Source organism: Chryseobacterium sp. UF-290 (assembly GCF_058245615.1).
This window is the reverse complement of sequence record NZ_JBSICB010000017.1, coordinates 13134-33814: the sequence shown is the minus strand read 5'-3', so window position 1 is coordinate 33814 and position 20681 is coordinate 13134. Positions and strand designations below refer to the sequence as shown.

Below are 20681 nucleotides of genomic sequence, written 5' to 3'. Positions count from 1 at the left end.
TAAATTGCCCCTTCGGGACTTTGTTTCTTAATTTTGCAGAGATAAATATATTCTCTGGTTCTTACTGATCGTTGTGCCTTCCAGCGGGAATTGCTCTTTGATCCTTCCCACTCCTTTGTAATCGACACGATAGCCTAGGTTTTCCAGCTGCGGGATTACATTTTTCCCGATTAATCCTACTACGTTAGGCATTTGTTTATCATTTACCGCTACCTTTACGTTAGGTTCAACCATTTTACTGAGGTTGACCTTTTTGTCTACAAGCATTTCCTTTTCAATATTCTGAGGGGTTTTCAGGAATGTTTTTCCTGCAATCTCTTTGAACACCGGTGCCGCTACAGGTCCTCCATAAAATCCGATTGCCGTATTCGGCTCGCTCACCATGACATAACATGTATATTTGGGAGCATCTGCGGGATAGAAGCCTGCGAATGACGCTCTGTACTTCATAGGGCCGGGAAGCCAGTATTCAAACCTCGCGGTTCCGGTTTTTCCTGCCATTTTCAGGTTAGGAGTGAAGATGCTTCGTCCTGTACCTTTTTCCACGGCTTTGGTCAAGGCGCTGGTCATCATTTTAATCGCTTTTTCTGAAGCCATTTTATTAACCATTACTTCAGGTTTTGCCTTATACATTACCTGTCCGTCTTTCATGATCTTATCAATGAAAAGAGGTTTGAGCATTTTACCGCCATTGGCAACCCCGTTATAGAATGTTGTCAGTTGCAGCAGGTTAATATTTGAAGAGTATCCATAGGAGATGGAAGCAAGTGTTGCGGCATTCCATCTTTTATTTTGTGGGGTTAAGATCTTTGGTTTTGTGATTCCCGGAAGCTCGATATCCATTTTGTCGAACAGTTTCCAACGCTTTAAATGATCAAGGAAGATCTGGGGTTTTTCCGCATAATATTTTGTGATCAGCTTAGCTGTTCCCACGTTACTGGATTTAGCCAAAACATCACTGATATCATAGGTTCCGCCACCATGGCCGTCTGAAATTCTCTGTTTTGCGTAGGTCCAGACACCATTTCCTACATTTACCGTAGTGTTTTCGTCAATAAATCCATCATCCATTGCTGCTAAGAGTGAAATGGTCTTAAAAGTAGAGCCTGGTTCGATATTGTCTTTTAACGCATAGTTATAAGAATCTTCGTATTCTCCTGATTCTGTTCTTCTTAAGTTGACCAGAGCACGTACCTTTCCGGTTTCAACCTCCATGACAATTACGGTTCCGTGTTTTGCTTCATAATTGATCAGCTGCTTTTCCAGTGCGGAGTGTGCAATGTCTTGAATTCTAAGATCTAAGGTGGTGTAAACATCTTCTCCATCCACGGGTTCCTGAACCTTCCAGAAGTCAATTGGTTTCCATTGGGAAGAATTGATCCTTTGTTCAAGTCTTTTACCGTCAGTTCCTGTTAAATATTTTGAGAAGGCCCCTTCAAGTCCGGATTTAAGCTCTCCGTTATCCATACCGATGGTACCGGCTCCGATCTCTGAAGTCGCTAATTCTCTTTTATAATTTCTGTCAACGATGAAACCTCCTTTATTTTTCCCTCTTGTGAAGATCGGGAATTTTCTGATCCTGTCATACTGGTCAAAGTCTAGACCTTTTACCAAAGTATAATATTGGTTTTTCTTTTTCCTCTGCTCGTCGAATTTCTGTCTGAATTCACTTCTTGGCTTTCCGAACATTTTGCTTAAAGAATCCGTCAGCGCTCCGATATTATTGGTATACACCGTATCTTTCATTGTTTTAAAATCCAGATAGATGTCATACCGCATCACCGTTGTTGCGAGAATAGAGCCGTCAGAAGCAAACAGGTTACCCCGGGCGGCCTTTAACGTGGCTTCCCGGTAATTTTTATTAATGTAATCATCTTTTATTTCCTGAACATTGGTATTCTGAAGGATTACGATCCTTGCCAAGAACATTACAAACACGCACAAAGCTACCACTGCAAAGAGGTAGCCCCATCGTAACGTTTTTTTACGTTTATTGTCGTATTCATTTTGCTTTTGCATCTGTACTGTCCAGTTTTATTAGCAATTTATGAGGATGGTTTTCCAGGGTCATCAATGAGTCCCGGGCGACCTCTTTCCCCAACTCTGATTCCATCTTTACTTTGATCAGCTTACTTTGGGCGTAAGCATTTCTCGATTTATATTCTTCTGTTTCTTCTTTTAAAGCGTTTACAATTTTAATTTTTTTGTTGACGAGATGATTGCTGTAAATCATGGCCATCATCAACACGAACAACAGAAGAAAATACTTGTAATGTATTTTGATCTCATCACGGTTCAGAAAGTTCCCTTTTATAATGTCTATAAAAGTGAGTCTTTTCTGGGGGCGATTTGTCGTTCTTTTTGCCAATTTATAATGTCAATTTGCTTTGCAGTGAATATTACTTTTATACTTTTATTCCTGTTCTCATTTTGGCGCTTCTCGCTCTTGAGTTTTCTTCAATCTCCTTATCATCAGGAATGATCGCTTTGCTCTTCAGCAATTCAAATGCCTTTTTATAGTTTCCGTAGATATCTCTTTCCGGTTCTCCTTCGAACATTCCGTTTTTCAGGAATCTTTTTACCAGTCTGTCTTCTAAAGAATGGTAAGAAATAACTACTAATCTTCCTTCCGGTTTTAAAACATTGTAAGCCTGAACCAGCATTTCTTTTAATACTTCAAGTTCCTGGTTTACTTCAATTCTTATTGCCTGAAAAAGCTGCGCATAGAATTTATTGACCTTATGAGGAGGGATATAGCTGAAAAGCTTTTTCAGATCCTCGGTAGTCTCTATACTTTTTGTTTTTCTGTGATGTACAATCTCTCTAGCCAGCTTTCTTGCTTCTCTCAATTCTCCGTAATGGTAGAAAAGATCAGCAAGTTCTTCTTCTCCGTATTCATTGATCACTCTTTTGGCATCCAGATTCTGCATGACATTCATCCTCATATCCAAAGGAGCGTTGCTTCTTGTAGAAAAACCTCTGTCTGCTTCATCAAACTGATGAGAAGAAACTCCTAAATCGGCCAAAACACCATCAATCTGAGAAATCCCATACATCAGTAATGAATTTTCCAGAAATCTGAAATTCTGATTGACCAATGTAAACTGGGGGTCATCAATTGTATTTTTAAGCGCATCCAGATCCTGGTCAAAGCTGAACAGTTTTCCTTTGTCAGAAAGTCTGCTCAAAATCTCCCTCGAGTGGCCACCTCCTCCAAAGGTACAGTCCACGTATATTCCGTCAGGATTTGTCACCAAATCATCAACACTCTGCTTCAACAAAACGGGGTTATGATACATGCTTAATTGTGTTTTTTATTTAATATAATCTATTAATAACCGATGCAGTTATTCTTCATCGAAAGAGCCCATTACATCTTCGGCAAGGCTGGCAAAATCAGTTTCGTTGGTAGAAATCACCTTTTCATAGGCGTCTTTATCCCAGATTTCGAAGAGTTCTCCTGCGCTAGTGATCACAATATCTTTCTGAAGACTTGCGAAATTCGTAAGGTCTTTGGAAATTTGTAATCTTCCCGCGTTATCCAACTCTACTGTTTTTACTCCTGCCGTAAACATTCGTATGAAATCAGCATTCTTTTTTATGAACCTGTTCAGTTTATTAATTTTGCCCATCAGCTTATCCCATGCATTCATAGGGTAGACTTCCAGACAAGGCTGGAACACAGATCTTTTGACTACAAACGCCTTATCGTCGAAGTTTTCCATCTGTTTGATCAAAGATGAAGGAACTTTTAAGCGGCCTTTGTCGTCAATTTTACACTCATATGTCCCAATGAAACTTTTCATTTGGGACAAATTTATATAATAATTTCCAAAATTTCCCACTTTTTCCCACTTTTTGACTCAATGTTAATAAGTTTTATTAAAGATTGAGTTTCAGGAATGTAATTTATTGATATGGAGACACTTGTTAAAACTGTTATTTAAGCCATAATAAAGCTGTTTTTAAAAAAAAAGTTAAAAAGGGGAATATTGTATTATTTTTATCTTAAATTAGGATAATCAAAATATTTTTGAGGTTTAATTTGTATTTTTGCAGGGCTTTATTAAGGCGTTTTATGATATTTAGTACAAAAAAAGAAAAGAAATATTCCTATATAGAGGCGGGGGAAGGACATCCATTGGTGCTGTTGCACGGGTTAATGGGTGGTTTAAGCAATTTCGATAAAATGGTAGATTTTTTTTCGGACAGAGGCTTCAAAGTATATGTTCCTCAGCTGCCCATTTATGATCTGCCGGTACTCAATACGAATCTTACCACTCTTGCAAAATATATTATCAAGTTTATAGAGAGTCATATTTCAGAGCCTGTCACGATCGTAGGGAACTCTATGGGGGGGCATGTGGGGCTGATTCTGACGTTGGCGAGACCGGACCTGGTAAAAAATCTTGTTCTGACAGGTAGTTCCGGATTGTATGAAAGAACTTTCGGTGACAGCTTCCCAAGAAAGAATGACAGGTCTTATATCAGAAAGAAAACTGAAGAGGTCTTTTATGATCCTAAAGTGGCGACTGAAGATCTTGTAGATGAAGTTTTTGCCGTGGTGAACGACAGAATGAAAGGAATAAAAACAGTAATGCTGGCAAGAAGTGCCATTAAACATAATATGTTGAATGACCTTCCCAAGATTCTGACACCTACGTGTCTGATCTGGGGAAAGCAGGATAATGTGACTCCTCCGGAAGTAGCGGAAGATATGCACAAGTTTATCCCCAATTCAGATCTGTTCTGGATAGAACACTGCGGACATGCTGCCATGATGGAAAAGCCGGATGAGTTCAACGAAATTCTGTACAACTGGATAAAAGATAAAGTTTAAATACATAACAAATAACCATTAAGAGCTTTTCTTAATGGTTTATTTTTCTAAAATATATTCAAAATGATTATTAAGACAGCAACGTTTGTAAAAAGTAGTGGAAAATGGCAGGAATGTCCTGAGCCCAATATTCCTGAATATGCTTTTATCGGAAGGTCTAATGTAGGAAAGTCTTCGTTGATCAATGCCATGATGAATCATAAGGATTTGGCCAAAACGTCACAGACTCCGGGAAAGACTCAGCTGATCAATCATTTTCTGGTGAATGAAAACTGGTACCTTACGGATTTACCGGGATACGGTTATGCCAAAGTATCGAAAGTTCAGCGAAAAGATTTTGAAAAGCTGATCACGAATTATATTCTGAACAGAAGAAATCTGGTGAATCTTTTTGTGCTGGTGGATGTGAGGCATAGTCCTCAGAAGATTGACCTGGAATTCATCCAGTGGTGCGGGGAAAGCGGTGTTCCGTTTTCAATTGTTTTTACCAAAGCAGATAAGTTAAAGCCGAATGCTGTCATTAAAAATGTTGAAGATTATAAAGCGGAACTTCATAAAACATGGGAAGATCTTCCTGAGCTGTATGTTACTTCTGCAGAAAAGAAAATGGGAGGTGATGAAATTTTGAATTTTATAGAAAAGACGAATGATTTTTTAACGCTTAATAATGTAAGCTTTGAGGAATAATATGATCTGGAAGATTAAAACTTTTGATGAATTTACCGTTCCGGAACTGTATGCGGTATTGAAAGCCCGTATTGACGTTTTTATTATCGAACAGAACTGCCCTTACCCTGATCTTGATAATTATGATCAGAAAGCGGTACATATCTGGGCTGAAGAAAACGGAGAGGTTCTGGCTTATTGCCGTGTTTTTGATAAAGGGATAAAGTATGATGAAACTTCTATCGGAAGGGTTCTGACCACAGAGCAGGCAAGGGGAAAGAGCTTGGGAAAATTGCTGATACAATATGCTGTGGAGACGATCGAAAACCGTTTTCATACTTCTGAAATCAGAATCTCTGCGCAGGATTATCTGTTGAAATTTTATAGAGGCTTCGGTTTTGAGGATACCGGTAAGAAATATCTGGAAGATGATATTCCGCATACGGAAATGATAAGAAAATAAAAGCGAGGAAAGTTATTCTTCGCTTTTTTGATAATTAAGACACTGTTTAAAATTCTTAGGTTATTTTTCTTATGCTGCTTATTCGGCAGATATGTTTCACGCAGATTTTTCAGATGGCGCAGATAAGTAAAATCTGAAAAATCTCCCGGATCTGCGAGAGAAAAACATAAGAAATATGTTTCAAAATACTAAAATATAATTGAAATAATCTGATAATCAATTATATGAAGATAGCTGAATAAATTTAAGCAGGCTCTAAATATATTGGAGTGTTTTTATTTTTCTGAAATAGCTTTTAAAATAACCGGCTCCAGATTGGAGGGAAGATCGGCGGATTTGATCTGATAATTTTTGATTTTCATTTCTTTGAACCAGTTTTCCCAGTATTCTTTAATAACAGCTTCTTCAAAAGGGTTTCCTTTTTCAGGATTGATTCCCAAAACGATGACCTGAAGATTGCTCAGATTTTCATTAGCTTTTACAAAGCCGTAGCCATTTTTTTCAATGATATTTTTAAAATCAGAGCTTGTCAGATTATTGGCCTTTATGAGCTTGGTTGTTAGATAGGAAGTCCTGGATGAGCTTTCCTTTTTTTCTTCAAACCTGGTGTTTTCATGATACATATATCCGTCTGTCAAAATGAACAGAATATTTCTTTTATCTTTTTTTAAACAGTAATCGTCGACTTTGTTTTTAAAGAATTCCCAGATATCTGAGCCGACATATTTTCCGTCTTTTATCGCTGACTGATAAATACGTAAGGGCAATTCGGAATATTTTTTCTCTACAGCATCAAAATAGCTTCTCGGAGTATCTTTATTGAAAGAGACCTTCAGCTCTTTTGTGAATTCGTTCATTTTCGGATCGGAAGGCTCGGGATTGAAGAAAACCTGCATCTGATCGTCATAAGTAATGATTTTTTTTGATTTGATATGATTTAAAAATCCTTTTTCAATGGCTTTGATGTATTCCGTATCCCGTTGGAAATATTCCATTGTAGGATTCGGATGGGTTGCGGGATCAATCCTGTCTGACAGATCAATTAAAATGCTGACATTGATATTATTTGAGTTGACTTCTGCTGGACAGTTTGTGCAGGGTGTTTCCGGAGCTTTTTCACCACAGGAAGCCAAAGAAATAATCATTAATAAATAGAATATCTTTTTCATAATTTACAATTATAAAGATGATAAATACACTAAATTCTGATTGTCGGAATTTGCCCCTACAGTTTCCAGATTGGTGTTGTATGTTGCAATACAGTCATCGATCATCGTTTGTTTTTCCGTTCGTGATACTGCAATTTTTTCTCCGATAAAAGTTATCCAGCCCTGAACATATTCTGAAGCATACAGTTTGTAATCTTTGGTGGGGATGATCACTCCATCAATAATATTCTGTAATTCTTCAATCCTTCCCCGTGTTTTGATAATGGATTCTTTTATACTTCCGATGCCGGCAAGAATTTCTTCTATTTCCTTCTTCAAAGCATTGATCTTTTCATGAAAGAATTCAACTTTTTTCTGTCTGATTTCCTGCTCGTTTCTGATCTTGTCTTTTTCCCGATGCTCTTTCATCACAAAATCGAAAACCAGTCCCCAAATAATATACACAATAAATCCGGCGAAAATGATTCCCCAAAACTGTATTTTGGTAAAGGCTATTTTAAGATCGAAAGGCGGAGAATCAAAAGTTTTGTTTAATTCATATAATTTGGATTCAATTTCATAGGCTAAAATGGAGTCGAAAATAAAAGTTACAATGAATAATAGCCCCAATTTAATGTAATTGGCTCTCGTTTTATTTTCACCAAACATGTGAATCAAAAAGCCCAGTCCGAGAAATACAAACGGAATCAATGTAACAAATGCTCCTTCAATAACTCCTTCGTTCCATGCTTTGCTGAATGCCTGTGCATCCAAAACACTTTGGATTACGGTACTTTTTGCATCAAAGCTCTTAAAGAATGCTGAATAAGAAGTTGATATATAAAATGTTGCTAAATATAAAGTGATGGGAATAAGAAGAATAGCGCCTATCCAGAATTTTGCAGATGCCCCTCTTGATGCTTTCACATTATATTTTTCGGGATTTCTTGGAAGATCGAGGATTTCAGCTTTTAAAGTTTCAATAGTATGCTGGTGATTTTCAATTTCTGTATTCTTGTTTTTTAATTGTTCTTCTTTGGTCTCCTGTGAAACAGTTAAAGCTTTGATCTCGGTTTCCCGGTTTTTCTGTTCGTTGACGTAAGATTCTTTTAATTTTTGCTGTTTCTCAACCATTTCCTTTTCTTCATTCTGAAATTTTGAATAAACGGCATCGAGGCAGATGGATAGGGTAGAATGGTTTCCGTTGGTTCGTGAGCTGTCTCTGTATCCGGATTCGTGATAGGTTCTTTTTCGGGTTTCTTCGAGAGATTCGTCGTTCGGACCGGCTTCGTTTTTGGGGAGCTGTTCCTGTTGGGATTCTATCGGAACGGATTTTAGCTTAAATAAATTTTTTATACTGGAGGTATCCATGATGAGTTAGTTTTTTAATTCATATAAAATTTCACTTTTGTTCTTTCCGGTTTTTACGGATTCTATGAGATAATCTACAATCGCTGTTACATTTTCTTCTAAAAAACCAAACATCAGAACGTATTTTTGCATCGCAGCATATTCGTTCGGAGAAACAATTCCGTCTGCCCAGATCATTACTGTGAGATCATAGAGATAATCTACTTTTTCCTCAATAGTTTGCGGAACCAATGATTTTAAATTGATCGGGTGTAAGAGGATTTCGTCTAAATTTTTTGATGAAATTCCTCTTTCTTCCGCGCATTTGTAGAGCATCTTTAATTCTAATGCGCTGAAATCGTCATCACAGATGGCCATTTGATACAACCTTAAAAAATGAGCTTTTAGGTTTTCCGTTATTTGATTGTTTTCCATGATGGTTATTCTTCTTTTGGTTTTTTAGGGTTAATGATTCTGTCTCTTGAAACAGTTCTTTGATGTATTGATTTTGAACGTTCTGAGGATTCTTCGGTAAATTCTTCTTCCTTTTTCTGCTCCTTTTTTCCTGTGAAACTGATCAGCAGAAATAAAATCCCGGTTAGGATATCAATCGGAATCCATAAGCTTTTCCGATATAAATAAACAGGAAAAACGGGATTGAAAAGAATGAGAATGACCAGAAAAATTATACTGAAATAATGTTGTTTAAAGCTTAAAGAATTGTATAAAACCAATAAAGCTCCAATGGAAACAAGAATTCTGAGGAAAGTATAATATTCTATGGGAAGTCTGAAAATACCAACGAAACAGCATAGCGCACAGAAGGTAAGAAATGGTTTCATTTTTTTGATTATTTTACATCTTTATAATATACATATCCCTTTTTTCCACTTGATTTAATCATTACCCTGTACCATGAGCCTTCTTTTGAAAGCCGGGTCAGTTTGGTGTTTTTAGAGACCGTTGCTATTACTTTAGATTTCAGTGACGGTTTTTCGTAAATATTTGTTGCTTCAATTCCCGCGATGTAGCTGTTGTTGGGGGTAATGTTGACATTAACATCATCAATAAAAACTTTTGGAGGTTTGCTGGATTTGATTTTTGAAGAATTATAAGAATCTGAAGACTTGTATTTTTTAGATTTGCTTTTTTGGGTAGAGCCTCCCGAATATGAGCTTCTTCCGGAGGAGCCGCCGCCACAAACGCCACAAGTTCCGCCGCCGCTGCAATGCCCGCATCTTGAGCAATTGGAACAGGCTGTACAATAGGCGGAACCCGTACATCTTCCGTCGTGGCCTACGCTATCGTTGGCTTTAAAACAAGAATTTAAAAGAAATAAACTGAGGATAAGTATGATGAAGGGTATTAGTTTTTTCATGACGAGTATTAAATTTTTTTTGAAAAATCGTTTTTTTACTGGCTAAAATCCAGTGATTATTTTAATAATCACTGGAAAAATAGAATTTAAGCGTATTGAATTAATTCCCAAATAACCGCTTTTCCATCATACGGAGGCATTCTATTGTCCTTTGAGATTGGAGCTGTTGTGGATGGATTTCCAATAACTTTCCAAACTCCAGATTCAGGACAATTTTCACCAGTTTTTGCTTTTGTTCCTAATGGTTTTTTAGCCATAATAAATAATTTTTGTTGGTTAACATTCCAAAAGTACCATACTTTAAAATCCAATCCTTACGGGAACCCGTAAAACGAAACAACCTTTCAAATTTTTGAAAGGTTTGTATAGTAATATTTATAATAAATTGGGAGTGAGGGATTAAATAATTCCCAAATCTTTACAAAAAGCAATAAGCTGTTCGTTGCTTGTGATCTGAAGATCTTCTTTCAGGCTGTTCAGCCTCTTTTCTACACTGCTTAAGCTATTGGGCTTAATATCATTGTTTTGAAGATAGATGGGAATATTTTTTTGAAGGACTCCTTGTGATAGGAGAGAAACCAATGTAATGTCATAATCGGAAAATTCATAACTATTCAGCTTCTTTACTTCCTGTTTAAGGTCAAGTGACAGATAATTTTCATTGACGTAGACAGAAGCTATTGCTTTTTTTAAATCTTTGGAATCATGTCTGGCTTTACGAACAAAGCCATTGATTCCATATTCTGTAAAAAGAGAATCAATCACACCTGATTTGTGTTGTGCTGAAAAGACAATTGTCTTCAGTGAAGGATGCAGCTCTTTAGCAGCCCTGATCAGGTCCTGGCCATTCTTAATATTTTGTTCACGATGATCTTCTTCAAAAGAAAGATCAGTAATTAATAAATCATAATGATCATTCTCCCGAATAGATTTTTGAATTTTAGCTAATGCATCATCACAATAATAAACATAATCAGCTTGGGGAATATTGAGGTCTTCTAATGTTTTTTGTACAGAAATACTGCTGCTTTCGTGATCCTCGGCTATTAAAATTTTTTTGAACATTTTTTTCTTTTTTAAGATGCTGGGAATGAAATATAAACTTTCAAGCCCTTTTCGGTTTGGGTATCAAAAGTAATTTCTCCGTGAATTGTTTCAATACGGGAAACCGTATTACTCAGACCATTGTTATAGTAAATGTCCCCTTGAATGCCGATTCCATTGTCCTTATATTGAATTTGTATCAGGTTGTTATTTCTTTCAAATTTAAAAGTAACATTTGTAGCATAGCTATGTTTTTTCATATTCACCAGAAGTTCGCGGATCACCTGATACACTTCGTCCTGAACAGAATCATTTACTCCGTTCCAGATATTCTGGCTATTCCCCGCAAGATAAGTTTTTACACTATCGTTATTGAAAGAGCCGATAAGACCGGATATCTTTTTATCAAATTCTATGATCTCTTTAAGATCGGGCTTTTCGTATGAAATATCTCTGGATTTTTCATACACAAATTCCAATTCATCGAGGGCTTTTTCCTTATCAAAATTTTCCTGATTTTCAATTTTGGTCATCACCTGATAGATGCCGTTGGCTACTACATCGTGGACTTTTTTGGAGAGTTTGAGCTTATTTTCCTTTATTCTTAGTTCATTTTCTTGTTTAAGCCTTGTTTGTCTTTTTCTATATTCAATAGTACCGATAACAATAATTAAGATTAAAAGGCCAAGAAAGAAATATTGTCTTTGGATTTCATTTTTAGAGGATAAAACTTCTGCTCTGCTTTGTTCAGCATCATAAATGACAGATGTAAACTGGCTTTTAGAATTATTGATTGTGTTTTGTATACTATCATTTAAGTTTTGATATTCTTCAAAAAGAGGTTTTAGGTTAGTGTTTTCAACTCGAATAATTTTCTTTAATGCAATTAGTTGGTCTTCCGGGCTACCCGTTTTTTTTGAGTTTTCATACATTGCTTTTGCATAATACAAAGACTTCTCTTGATCTTTTTTGCTGAAATAATCCGATAGGTGTGATAAGCTGGCATTTACACCTTGTAAATCTCCTCTTTTAAGTTTATTGGATAAGATTATGGTTAATTCACTCTCTGCATCATAATTATTATTTAATAAAAACTTTGAATAAGCATAATTATCTAAAATTTTATTTCCTAAATCAAGACTATCTTTTATTAATTTACTTTTAGAGGCTTTCTCGAAAATTTTTACCGCTTCATTATAATTCTTTAACTTTAAATTAAGGATCCCAATATTATTTTCTAACACCAGAATAGAATGTTCATCATTACTATACGGAGTGGCTTTATTATAAAAATATATTGCTTCTTTATAATTTTTCAATTCGTCATGATTCCTTCCAAATTGGTTATAAATTGAAGCAAAATTTTGATCTCCTTTATTCAAGAGTTTAGCGGCTTTAGCAGCACTTTCATTACTCCCAAGATAATCTCCTTTTTCATTTTGTATAATTGATAAAAATATCATTGCTTTAGCAGCATTGTCATTATCTTTATTATCAAGATACTCTTGGTGTGCTTTATAGAACTTTACAAAAGCGCTGTCGTACTTTTTCTCATAATATAATTCATAGCCTTGGTCATAAAGATGCTCACCTAAAACAGAAGTCCTATCTTTATTACAAGATGAAATGATTAAAAAAAATAAAAAAAAGAGGGAATGAATTTTTTTCATTCCCCTAAATTAAAAAATATTATTATTTCTTCGGAGGTATTGGATGAGTTTCACCCCCAGTGTCTCCGTCTGAACCTCCCGGATCTGCTGGACCGTTTTGCACCTGTACCATTCCTGGTGTCTGGTTGTTATTACATGTTGTTACTGTATTGGCATTATTATTTGAAAATGCTAAACCTAATAGCATTAGAATAAACTGGATCATTTCCTTAAAATTTTTGAAGTTGAAATTGTTTTCCTTCCTCCTGAGATCTGAATCTCAGGCTGTACACATTAAAATTTCGAAGCGCTTCTTAATTTTTTGGGAAGTGAACCTTCAAAAACGGAGGAGAAACATCTGCTTCCCAACCCGGAGTTTTCCTCCGTTTTATCTGGTGATTTTGAAATCAGTTTTGTAAATTTGTTTTTTGTAAAGTGTTGTATCTCACTGATCTCTGATGCAAATATGCAAAGGAAAAGAAGGCAAGGGTTAGAAAGTTTAGGGAAAGTTTTAGGAAAGTTTTGTCGGTGAGAGATACGGAAAACCGTAATGTTTTTGATTTAAAACTTCATAATTTTCAAAATAATAACCTGAATATGTCAAAATTTTTATCTGAAAGAAAAAAGCTATTAGAAGATGTATTTGAAAAAGCTTCAAAGGAGGCCACAGAAACATCATTTAGTGGAATTATTCTACATCTTGAACGGATTCTAAAAGATGAATATGAACCGCTTAGTTATAAGTCGTTTGAAAATTATTATAAGGCTATCGTTGAAAATGATGAGGACTATAATATAAAAAGATCAATTTTGGATAATTTAAGCAGGTATTTGGGATATGATAATTTTAAAAGTTATTGTTCGGAATGGAAAACAATTGAACATACAATACAACAGGCTATTTCAAAAATTGTCATAACTATTATTAATAAACCCTTACTTGTAATGCCTGATTTTATAAAACAAAATGGATTAGGTATTGCTGGAATACTTCTTATAGGGAGCGCTTTGATAGGCGGCTATAATTTGCCAGAAGGAAAGGATAGAAGAGAAAGTGTTGCGTTAGGTTTTTTAGGTGCTCCTGCGGAAGATAAGAATTGCATGTTTTGGGATAAAAGTGAATATAAGTTGGCGGATTGTGAAGAAAAAAATCCCTTGCTTAATCTTATTCCTAAAGATATGATTCAATTGAAATATTTTAAAAAAATCACAAGAAAAGATACTTTGACCGTAGAAAATGCATTGGGAAGAACCTGGTATTCAAAGTTCAATGGTAATGTAGAGTTTTTTACCATGGATGGAATAGATCCTGATACTGGTAGAGAATTAAGGAGAGTGTCACCCCTTATTATTTATAAGTATGCAGGGAAGCAAAAGGATTCAATAGAGCTAGAGGAATAGTTTTATAGTTTGAGTTTGATCCTAATTTATTTTTCAAAAAAAAAAGCGAAGATCAGTAAGATCTCCGCTCTATATTATGATGCGTTCAGCATGTTCAATTCTCCAAAATGCGTTTTAAACTTCTGGATCTTGGGTCCTACTACGGCACTGCAGTAAGGTTGTGTTGGGTTCTCGTTATAATATCCCTGGTGGTATTGTTCTGCGGGCCAGAATTTATCGAATTTAGTTAATTCTGTCACATAAGTTCCGGCCCATCTTCCTGATTCCTGAGACACTTTGATGGCTTCTTCAGCTTTTGCTTTTTCAGCATCATCTTTATAATAAATAACAGAACGGTATTGGGTTCCGATGTCATTACCCTGTCTGTTTAATTGAGTAGGATCATGAAGGAAGAAAAATACATCCATCAGTTGTTCGTAGGAAATAACTGCCGGATCATAAGTGATCTGTACTACTTCTGCATGTCCCGTTTCGCCGGTGCATACTTCCTGATAGGTAGGATTGTCTTTATGCCCTCCTGAATATCCTGAGATTGCAGACTTAACGCCTTTCAGCATATTGAAGCAGCTTTCCACACACCAGAAGCATCCGCCTCCGAAAGTAATCTGTTCTAAATTATTGTTATCCATTTTTGGTAATACTATTGTTCTATTATCTTTTTTCCATGATCTGATGATCCGGAAAAGGCTAATCAAAAATAGGAAAAACTTTTTCATCTGAACATGATTTTAGCCTCTTAAACTCAAATTGCAATGATAGATGCAAGTGATTTTAAAGACAAATTCCACAAATATTTTCATGAATAAACATAAAACGTAGCCTTTAGGAGGGAAAGGTATGTCATACCAGCGTCAAAGCATTTAATAAACTTAAAGATCCGCTTTATCTGCAAAATCTGCGAGCGTTTTATAATGTAAAGATTTAAAAATTTAAGGTGTATTGTATAGATTTAGCTAACAGATTGATTAGAGAAGCTTATTGCGGGAGGTTTTCAAACTCGTCTGTAATCTGTGAAAACTTCAAAAAACAAAAAAAGCACCCTAAAAGGATGCTTCTGTATTTAAAATAGCTTCAGTTATTTTTCCCAAACCAAAGCGCTTGCTCCCAGGATGGCAGCATCTGCTTCGTCCAGCTCGCTGAATACCAGTTTTACTTTATTTCTGAAGATCGGAAGAAGGTTTCTTTCCATATGAAGTTTGGCCGGTTTCAGGATAAAGTCTCCTGCTTTGATCACTCCTCCAAATAAAAGAATAGCTTCCGGTGAAGAGAACATCACAAAATTAGCTAAGGCTTCACCCAGCTTTTGTCCGGTATATCTGAAAACTTCGATCGCAATAGGGTCTTCTTTTATAGCGCATTCATACACGGTCTTGGAATTGATTTCATCCTCCGGATATTGGTTGAGCATAGATTCGGGAAATTCTGCTCTCATTTTTTTGGCTGTGATCGTGATCCCCGTTGCTGAGGCATAAGCTTCAAGACTTCCTTCAGATCCTGTGCTCCAGTGTTTTCTTCCTCCTGGTTTTACGATCGTATGTCCCAGTTCTCCGGCAAAGCCGTCATGTCCATAGATTAAGTTTCCGTTGGCAATAATTCCACTGCCTACTCCGGTTCCCAAAGTGATCATGATAAAATCTTTCATTCCCCGTGCGGCTCCGAAAAGCATTTCTCCCAAGGCTGCAGCATTGGCATCGTTGGTAACGGTGCAGGGCAGATGGAACTTAGCCGTCATCAGTTCTGCAAAAGGGATAACGCCTTTCCAGGGCAGGTTAGGGGCAAGTTCTATGGTTCCTTTATAGTAGTTTGCGTTTGGCGCACCTACTCCGATTCCGTCGAAGTGCTTTTCAGTGCCATGCTTTTCCATCAAAGGATAAACATGATCATATAAAGCATCGATGAAATCTTCCACTTTGTCATAGGCATCAGTTTTCAGATTTCCTTTATCCAGAACTTCCCCACGATGGTTTACGATTCCGAATTTGGTATTGGTCCCGCCGATGTCAACTCCAAGGGCAACTTGTTTTGATAAATCTATTAATGACATTCTATTATTAAATTCTAAGGGCTAAAATTATAAAAAAGATTGTATTAATAGATTATTAACTGAATTTTATTTAAAGAATTAAGCTGTTTTTGCCGGTTTTTTCTTTTTTCTTCCCCACCAGATCATAAATCCGGTTACCGGAAGAGAAGCGCATATAAGACTTACAATAAAGGCAATAATTTTGGTTGGAAGCCCTAAAATAGCTCCCACATGGATGTCATAATTGGCGTTGACAACCTTTTCACCGAAGTTTTTGTCTTTGGGATCGCGGGTATGAAGCAGCTCCCCTGAATTTTCATCAAAGATAAGGCTGCTGCTTTTGTGATACGAATAGGAGAGATGCTTTACATATACCTCAAAATTGGGATGCTCATGGTCATCCATATGCTCGTGGCCAAGGTCTATCGCAAAACCATAGGAATCCGGATACTTTTCTTTAACGGTATTGATGATTTTGTCCAGTGTTCCTTCTGTTCTTAATTCAATAGGAGCCTTTGTTTTGATATGGGAGAAATCAGGATATTTTGTTTCTCCGCCGGAAAATAATACATAGATCATTGCCTGAACTACAAAGAACGCATAAAACAATCCGGTAATAGAGAAGATCAAAGCGAAGATAGAGGCATAAAAACCTAATACATTGTGAAGGTCATAATTTTTTCTTTTCCAGCTTTTGATATTTTTCCATTTGAATCCGAAGCGCTGTTTTCTTGCCGCTTTATTCTTAGGCCACCATAAAACAATCCCGGTAATCAGCATAATGACAAAGATAATTACAGGTATTCCCACTACATAAGTTCCCCAATCCTGCTTCAGAAGGAAGCTCCAGTGGATCATTTTTACAATATTGAAGAATCCGTTTTTCTCATCATATACTCTCAGGACCTTTCCTGTATAGGGATTTACATAAGCCTGTTTATAAATTGGATATTCATCAAAATAATTCCAGGCATCCGTATTATGCTCATACCAGAAGAACATGTATGACATCTTTTTGTCCATAGGAATGTTTACCCAATGGATAGGATATTTTTCCTTTACCTGTTCTGCAACGGCCTTTTCCATTGCTCTGATAGGAAGGATCTGCTTGTGATCGATATTTTGCTCATTATGATAAATGACATCTTTACGGGTAATGCTTTCCACTTCATCCTTAAAAACATATAAGGCTCCTGTGATAGATATAATAAAGATCAGAAATCCGATTCCCAGCCCGAACCACAGATGCAGTTTGGCAGACCATTTTTTAAAGAAACCTGGCTTGTTCTTATGATGATGCTTTTTCTTCATATCAAAATTAAAAGTTGAACAAAGATATGTTTTACTTCTTATTTAGTTTAATTAAAATTTGTATTCGATCATGAAAGTTCCTCTCAGCCCCGGAGCGTTGGTAAAGTCACTGTCTCTTGCCGCCCACCAGGCAATAGAAGGCTGATACATTCTGTTGAAAAGGTTTTCAATACCTAAAGATACTTTCCAGTTGCTGTTGACCTCATAGCTGGATTTAAAGTTGAAAACAGTATATTCAGGTACGAAGCCTTCTCCATAGGTATACAGCCCTTTAGCATTCGGAGAGAATCTGTCCTGCTGGAATGAATGTAGCATATCAAGCCCAATGGATAATGCCGGAATTGGTTTCCCTTGAATATAAGCAAGTACTTTAGGGGCAGAAATTCTGCTGTTGTTGATCTTGGAAGAATAATCGCCATCATCCTTTGGAGAGGTAATTCCTTCCATCCAGCTGTAGCTTCCCCCGAACTGAACCCATTTTACAGGGGTAAAGTGCAGAAATCCTTCTACACCATATACAATTTCCGGGGACCTTTGGATCATCAATGCCCTATCTGCACTTTGAACGAATGTTGCCCCCAGTTTGGATGTACTTACGTATGAAGTTAACTCATAATTGAGCCATCTTGAAAGCTGTCCAGTAGCTCCCAGTTCATAATTGTTGACAATGATAGGTTTTGTTTCCAGACTCTTAATCGTCTCAGAAGTTGAGGTTCTTAAGATCCTTCCCAGTTCGTTGATAGAGTAAGCTTGTGAGAAACTTGCGAAAAGATTGATATAAGGCTCGATATTGTAACGGATACCGATGTTCCCCACCAGAGCATTATAGTTTAGTTTTCCACCTTCTACAGGAATACTGTTCGTAAATGTTCCGTCATTTTTAATTACAGAAAGGGTATTGAAATCATCAACCTTTACTTTTATATTTTCATAACGAAGTCCTCCTTTAATGGTTAATTTGTTGAACAAATCAATTTTTGCCAATACAAAAGGAGCGATATTGGTCATATTCATATTGGGAGTCCAGAACCGGCCATCTTCCAGCTTCTGTACGGTTTGATCGTTCAGAATATCGGCTCCGTAGATGATCTCTCCCTGTGAGTTGGAAGAATTCCATAATTGGGTGTCAAAATTGAATCGTGCCCCTGCCTTTTTTGAAAGAACATTCGATTGTCCGCCATTGAAAAAGGTATCACTGTATCCATAAACCGTTTTAAAATCCTGATAATAAAGGTTGATATTTAAAGATGTTCCGGCAAATAGATTTTTATTGTCGTAGCTTACCCTGATGTTGTGATTTTTTGGAGTTCCCTGAGGAGTGGTTTCCTGTCCTTTTCCCTCGCCGGCGCCAATCGTAGGCTTTATACCATATTGCCCGGTTTCCAATCCTACATTCAGATCTGATCTTGAAGAATAACCGATATAAGAAGCTTCAATCCTTTGGTTTTCGTTAATATCATACCCCAGCTTCAGCATTCCATTGTAGTTATCCATCTTTGCGGTACTATACGTAGGGCTTAGCAGAACACCGTCCGCATCCTTCATATAGCCGGTTCTTTCATAAGCCAATGAAAGCGTATAATCGAATTTTTTTAATTTTCCGGATAAGAGCTGGCTTGCTCTTACTCCTAAAGTTCCGCCATAAGGCTGCCCGGTAAGCCCAATCTGTGAGATCCCGGAAATATTTTTATCGGTTTTATTTCTTTTTGTAATATAATTGATAATACCACCGTCTGCACCATTTCCATAGATAGCAGAAGCTCCTTTTATCACTTCAATTCTTTCTATCGCGGAAGGATCAATTACCCTTAGGTCTCTCGCCCCGTTACGAAGAGGAGTAGACTGTGGAATCCCGTCGATCAGCACCAAAACCTGACGTCCTCTTAAAGTCTGGCCGGTATTGGAGGTCTGCCCGGAACTGGTTCCTAAACTGGGAACAGTATATTGCAGGATGCTTGTGATATCTGAATTGACCGTCAGTTGAGACTGGATCTGCTTTTCAGCTACGATCGTTATGGAGCTTGGTACCTCTTTTATATTTTCCTTTTTTCTTGAAGCTGTCATCACGACCTCTTCAACGTTTTTGATTTGTAAAGTATCTTTTACCTGGGCAAAAACAGTAGTAGTTCCTAAACAGGCAGCTGATAAAAACGCTTTTTTCATTATATTTTCTTTCCTTGTTTCTTTCTTTTTCCCCACCAGACCAAAAATCCGGTTACAGGGAGTGATGTGCAGATAAGGCCGGCAATAAACCAGATGATCTTTCCAAACAGACCAAAATAAGATCCGGTGTGAATATCATAATTGGCATTGGCATATTTTTCGGCGGTATTCAGTTTGTGATGAGGTTTATTGGTCAGTAGCTTTCCGGAATATTTATCAAAGGTCAGAAGATTTCTTTCACTAAACCTTCCTTCTTTTCCGTAAACAGTTATCGGTAGGTTTTTAAGCTCTTTTCCTTTTTTATTTTTACCGTTCAGAGAGATTCTGAAGCTGGATGATTCTGCATAGAGATTTTCTGCTTGTGATGCGGCAAGATCGAAAACAGCATCATTCTTTGCCATTAAAGAATCAGGGGACTTTATTTCCTTTTCTTTGGGAAGGTCAAATTTTCCTGATAAAGCAAAATTGAAAGTATTCTTTACATAGGGAAAAGCAAAATAAATTCCTGTAATGCTCATCAATAGAGCAATAAATGAAGCATAAAATCCTAATACATTGTGAAGATCATAGTTTTTACGTTTCCAGTTCTTCACATTTTTCCAGTTGAACCAGAAACGGCCTTTTCTGGCATTTTTATTTTTGGGCCACCACAGAATAATCCCGGTGATCAGCATCATGATAAAAAAGACCGTAGAAGTTCCGATTATATACGGACCCCATTCAGAATTGAGAAGGAGACTCCAGTGAATGTATTTCAGTATGGTAAAGAAATCATACTTCTCATCATATACTGCCAGAATTTGTCCTGTGTACTGATCCACATAGACCTGCTTGCTGATGAGAACCTGTTCAAAGTAATTCCATGCCTTTTTATTTTTTTCATAATAGAAAAAACGGTAGGATTTATCATTGTCCAACGGAATTTCAACAGCACTTATCGGATATTTTTCATTAAGCTCCAGTGCTATTTTCTCCCGAAGAAGGCTGATGGATAGCGGATTTCTTTCAGTCCCTTCATTTTTTACATAAATAGCATTCTTACGCAGGTAATTTTGTATCTCATCCTTAAAGACATACAGAGTCCCTGACAGAGAGACGATAAAAAAAATAATACCAATGGATAAGCCAAACCACAAGTGCAGTTTGGCAGACCATTTCTTTGTTGGAGAAACTTTCTTTTTATGCTGATGTTTCTTTTTCATAGAAAAAAGATAGCCCATGAAGGGCTAACTTTTATTTTTTATA

The 20681-nt window shown here is 36.7% G+C and carries 22 protein-coding genes; 4 read left to right on the top strand and 18 right to left on the bottom strand.

Going from position 1 to position 20681, the window contains the following annotated elements:
• Positions 1 to 27: 27 nt before the first annotated feature.
• Genes AC4IF5_RS17010 through mraZ form a run of 4 tightly spaced genes read right to left on the bottom strand, consistent with a single transcriptional unit; the run spans position 28 to position 3806 of the window.
• Positions 28 to 2019, bottom strand: coding sequence for a penicillin-binding transpeptidase domain-containing protein (locus AC4IF5_RS17010; RefSeq protein WP_490736578.1), 1992 nt, complete (start codon positions 2017 to 2019; stop codon positions 28 to 30).
• Positions 2003 to 2368: an FtsL-like putative cell division protein gene (locus AC4IF5_RS17005; protein ID WP_053327577.1), complete on the bottom strand. Its 366-nt coding sequence runs from the start codon at positions 2366 to 2368 to the stop codon at positions 2003 to 2005. The genes AC4IF5_RS17010 and AC4IF5_RS17005 overlap by 17 nt, the downstream gene beginning before the upstream one ends.
• A 37-nt stretch (positions 2369 to 2405) precedes the next feature.
• The gene (rsmH, locus tag AC4IF5_RS17000) at positions 2406 to 3299 is read right to left on the bottom strand and encodes a 16S rRNA (cytosine(1402)-N(4))-methyltransferase RsmH (RefSeq protein ID WP_490736576.1); all 894 of its coding nucleotides are present in this window, start codon (positions 3297 to 3299) and stop codon (positions 2406 to 2408) included.
• Positions 3300 to 3347: 48 nt separating this feature from the next.
• Positions 3348 to 3806 (bottom strand): division/cell wall cluster transcriptional repressor MraZ, encoded by a 459-nt coding sequence (gene mraZ / locus AC4IF5_RS16995; protein WP_490736574.1) that lies wholly within the window; start codon positions 3804 to 3806, stop codon positions 3348 to 3350.
• A 272-nt stretch (positions 3807 to 4078) separates the two neighbouring features.
• Here mraZ and AC4IF5_RS16990 point away from each other — a divergent pair, with 272 nt between their 5' ends.
• The 3 genes from AC4IF5_RS16990 (at position 4079) to AC4IF5_RS16980 (ending at position 5969) form a co-directional block, all read left to right on the top strand.
• The gene (locus tag AC4IF5_RS16990; protein WP_490736572.1) at positions 4079 to 4840 is read left to right on the top strand and encodes an alpha/beta fold hydrolase; all 762 of its coding nucleotides are present in this window, start codon (positions 4079 to 4081) and stop codon (positions 4838 to 4840) included.
• 63 nt (positions 4841 to 4903) lie between these two features.
• Positions 4904 to 5527, top strand: a complete 624-nt coding sequence (gene yihA / locus AC4IF5_RS16985) for a ribosome biogenesis GTP-binding protein YihA/YsxC (RefSeq protein ID WP_490736571.1) — start codon at positions 4904 to 4906, stop codon at positions 5525 to 5527.
• A 1-nt stretch (position 5528) separates the two neighbouring features.
• Complete coding sequence (locus tag AC4IF5_RS16980) at positions 5529 to 5969, top strand: GNAT family N-acetyltransferase (RefSeq protein ID WP_490736569.1); 441 nt, start codon at positions 5529 to 5531, stop codon at positions 5967 to 5969.
• Positions 5970 to 6244: 275 nt separating this feature from the next.
• On the opposite strand, the gene AC4IF5_RS16975 is transcribed toward AC4IF5_RS16980, so the two are convergent.
• From AC4IF5_RS16975 to AC4IF5_RS16935, 9 genes are all read right to left on the bottom strand, one after another.
• Positions 6245 to 7138: a hypothetical protein gene (locus AC4IF5_RS16975; RefSeq protein WP_490736567.1), complete on the bottom strand. Its 894-nt coding sequence runs from the start codon at positions 7136 to 7138 to the stop codon at positions 6245 to 6247.
• 9 nt (positions 7139 to 7147) lie between these two features.
• On the bottom strand, positions 7148 to 8488 hold the full coding sequence (locus AC4IF5_RS16970) for an ABC-2 transporter permease (RefSeq protein ID WP_490736565.1): 1341 nt from the start codon (positions 8486 to 8488) through the stop codon (positions 7148 to 7150).
• Positions 8489 to 8494: 6 nt separating this feature from the next.
• Positions 8495 to 8902, bottom strand: coding sequence for a hypothetical protein (locus AC4IF5_RS16965; protein ID WP_490736563.1), 408 nt, complete (start codon positions 8900 to 8902; stop codon positions 8495 to 8497).
• Between the two features lie 5 nt (positions 8903 to 8907).
• Positions 8908 to 9309, bottom strand: a complete 402-nt coding sequence (locus AC4IF5_RS16960; RefSeq protein WP_490736561.1) for a DUF6804 family protein — start codon at positions 9307 to 9309, stop codon at positions 8908 to 8910.
• Positions 9310 to 9317: 8 nt separating this feature from the next.
• Positions 9318 to 9845, bottom strand: a complete 528-nt coding sequence (locus tag AC4IF5_RS16955; protein ID WP_490736559.1) for an SH3 domain-containing protein — start codon at positions 9843 to 9845, stop codon at positions 9318 to 9320.
• Positions 9846 to 9931: 86 nt separating this feature from the next.
• Positions 9932 to 10102: a hypothetical protein gene (locus AC4IF5_RS16950; protein ID WP_490736557.1), complete on the bottom strand. Its 171-nt coding sequence runs from the start codon at positions 10100 to 10102 to the stop codon at positions 9932 to 9934.
• Positions 10103 to 10244: 142 nt separating this feature from the next.
• On the bottom strand, positions 10245 to 10910 hold the full coding sequence (locus AC4IF5_RS16945) for a response regulator (RefSeq protein ID WP_490736555.1): 666 nt from the start codon (positions 10908 to 10910) through the stop codon (positions 10245 to 10247).
• Between the two features lie 11 nt (positions 10911 to 10921).
• Positions 10922 to 12559 carry a tetratricopeptide repeat-containing sensor histidine kinase gene (locus tag AC4IF5_RS16940; RefSeq protein WP_490736553.1) on the bottom strand — a complete coding sequence of 546 codons (1638 nt, stop codon included), beginning with the start codon at positions 12557 to 12559 and terminating at the stop codon, positions 10922 to 10924.
• A gap of 22 nt (positions 12560 to 12581) precedes the next feature.
• The gene (locus AC4IF5_RS16935) at positions 12582 to 12764 is read right to left on the bottom strand and encodes a hypothetical protein (RefSeq protein ID WP_490736551.1); all 183 of its coding nucleotides are present in this window, start codon (positions 12762 to 12764) and stop codon (positions 12582 to 12584) included.
• 371 nt (positions 12765 to 13135) lie between these two features.
• Here AC4IF5_RS16935 and AC4IF5_RS16930 point away from each other — a divergent pair, with 371 nt between their 5' ends.
• Complete coding sequence (locus tag AC4IF5_RS16930) at positions 13136 to 13939, top strand: hypothetical protein (protein ID WP_490736549.1); 804 nt, start codon at positions 13136 to 13138, stop codon at positions 13937 to 13939.
• Between the two features lie 74 nt (positions 13940 to 14013).
• On the opposite strand, the gene msrA is transcribed toward AC4IF5_RS16930, so the two are convergent.
• The 5 genes from msrA to AC4IF5_RS16905 all read right to left on the bottom strand — a co-directional run bounded on the left by msrA (position 14014) and on the right by AC4IF5_RS16905 (position 20638).
• On the bottom strand, positions 14014 to 14655 hold the full coding sequence (msrA, locus tag AC4IF5_RS16925; protein ID WP_490736548.1) for a peptide-methionine (S)-S-oxide reductase MsrA: 642 nt from the start codon (positions 14653 to 14655) through the stop codon (positions 14014 to 14016).
• 359 nt (positions 14656 to 15014) lie between these two features.
• Positions 15015 to 15983 carry an ROK family protein gene (locus AC4IF5_RS16920; RefSeq protein WP_490736546.1) on the bottom strand — a complete coding sequence of 323 codons (969 nt, stop codon included), beginning with the start codon at positions 15981 to 15983 and terminating at the stop codon, positions 15015 to 15017.
• Between the two features lie 78 nt (positions 15984 to 16061).
• A complete protein-coding gene (locus AC4IF5_RS16915) occupies positions 16062 to 17273 on the bottom strand; it encodes a PepSY-associated TM helix domain-containing protein (RefSeq protein WP_490736544.1) in 1212 nt (403 codons plus the stop codon).
• A gap of 51 nt (positions 17274 to 17324) precedes the next feature.
• Positions 17325 to 19436, bottom strand: a complete 2112-nt coding sequence (locus AC4IF5_RS16910) for a TonB-dependent receptor (RefSeq protein WP_490736542.1) — start codon at positions 19434 to 19436, stop codon at positions 17325 to 17327.
• Positions 19436 to 20638 carry a PepSY-associated TM helix domain-containing protein gene (locus AC4IF5_RS16905; protein WP_490736540.1) on the bottom strand — a complete coding sequence of 401 codons (1203 nt, stop codon included), beginning with the start codon at positions 20636 to 20638 and terminating at the stop codon, positions 19436 to 19438. Before AC4IF5_RS16905 ends, AC4IF5_RS16910 begins: the two co-directional genes overlap by 1 nt.
• Between the last annotated feature and the right edge of the window lie 43 nt (positions 20639 to 20681).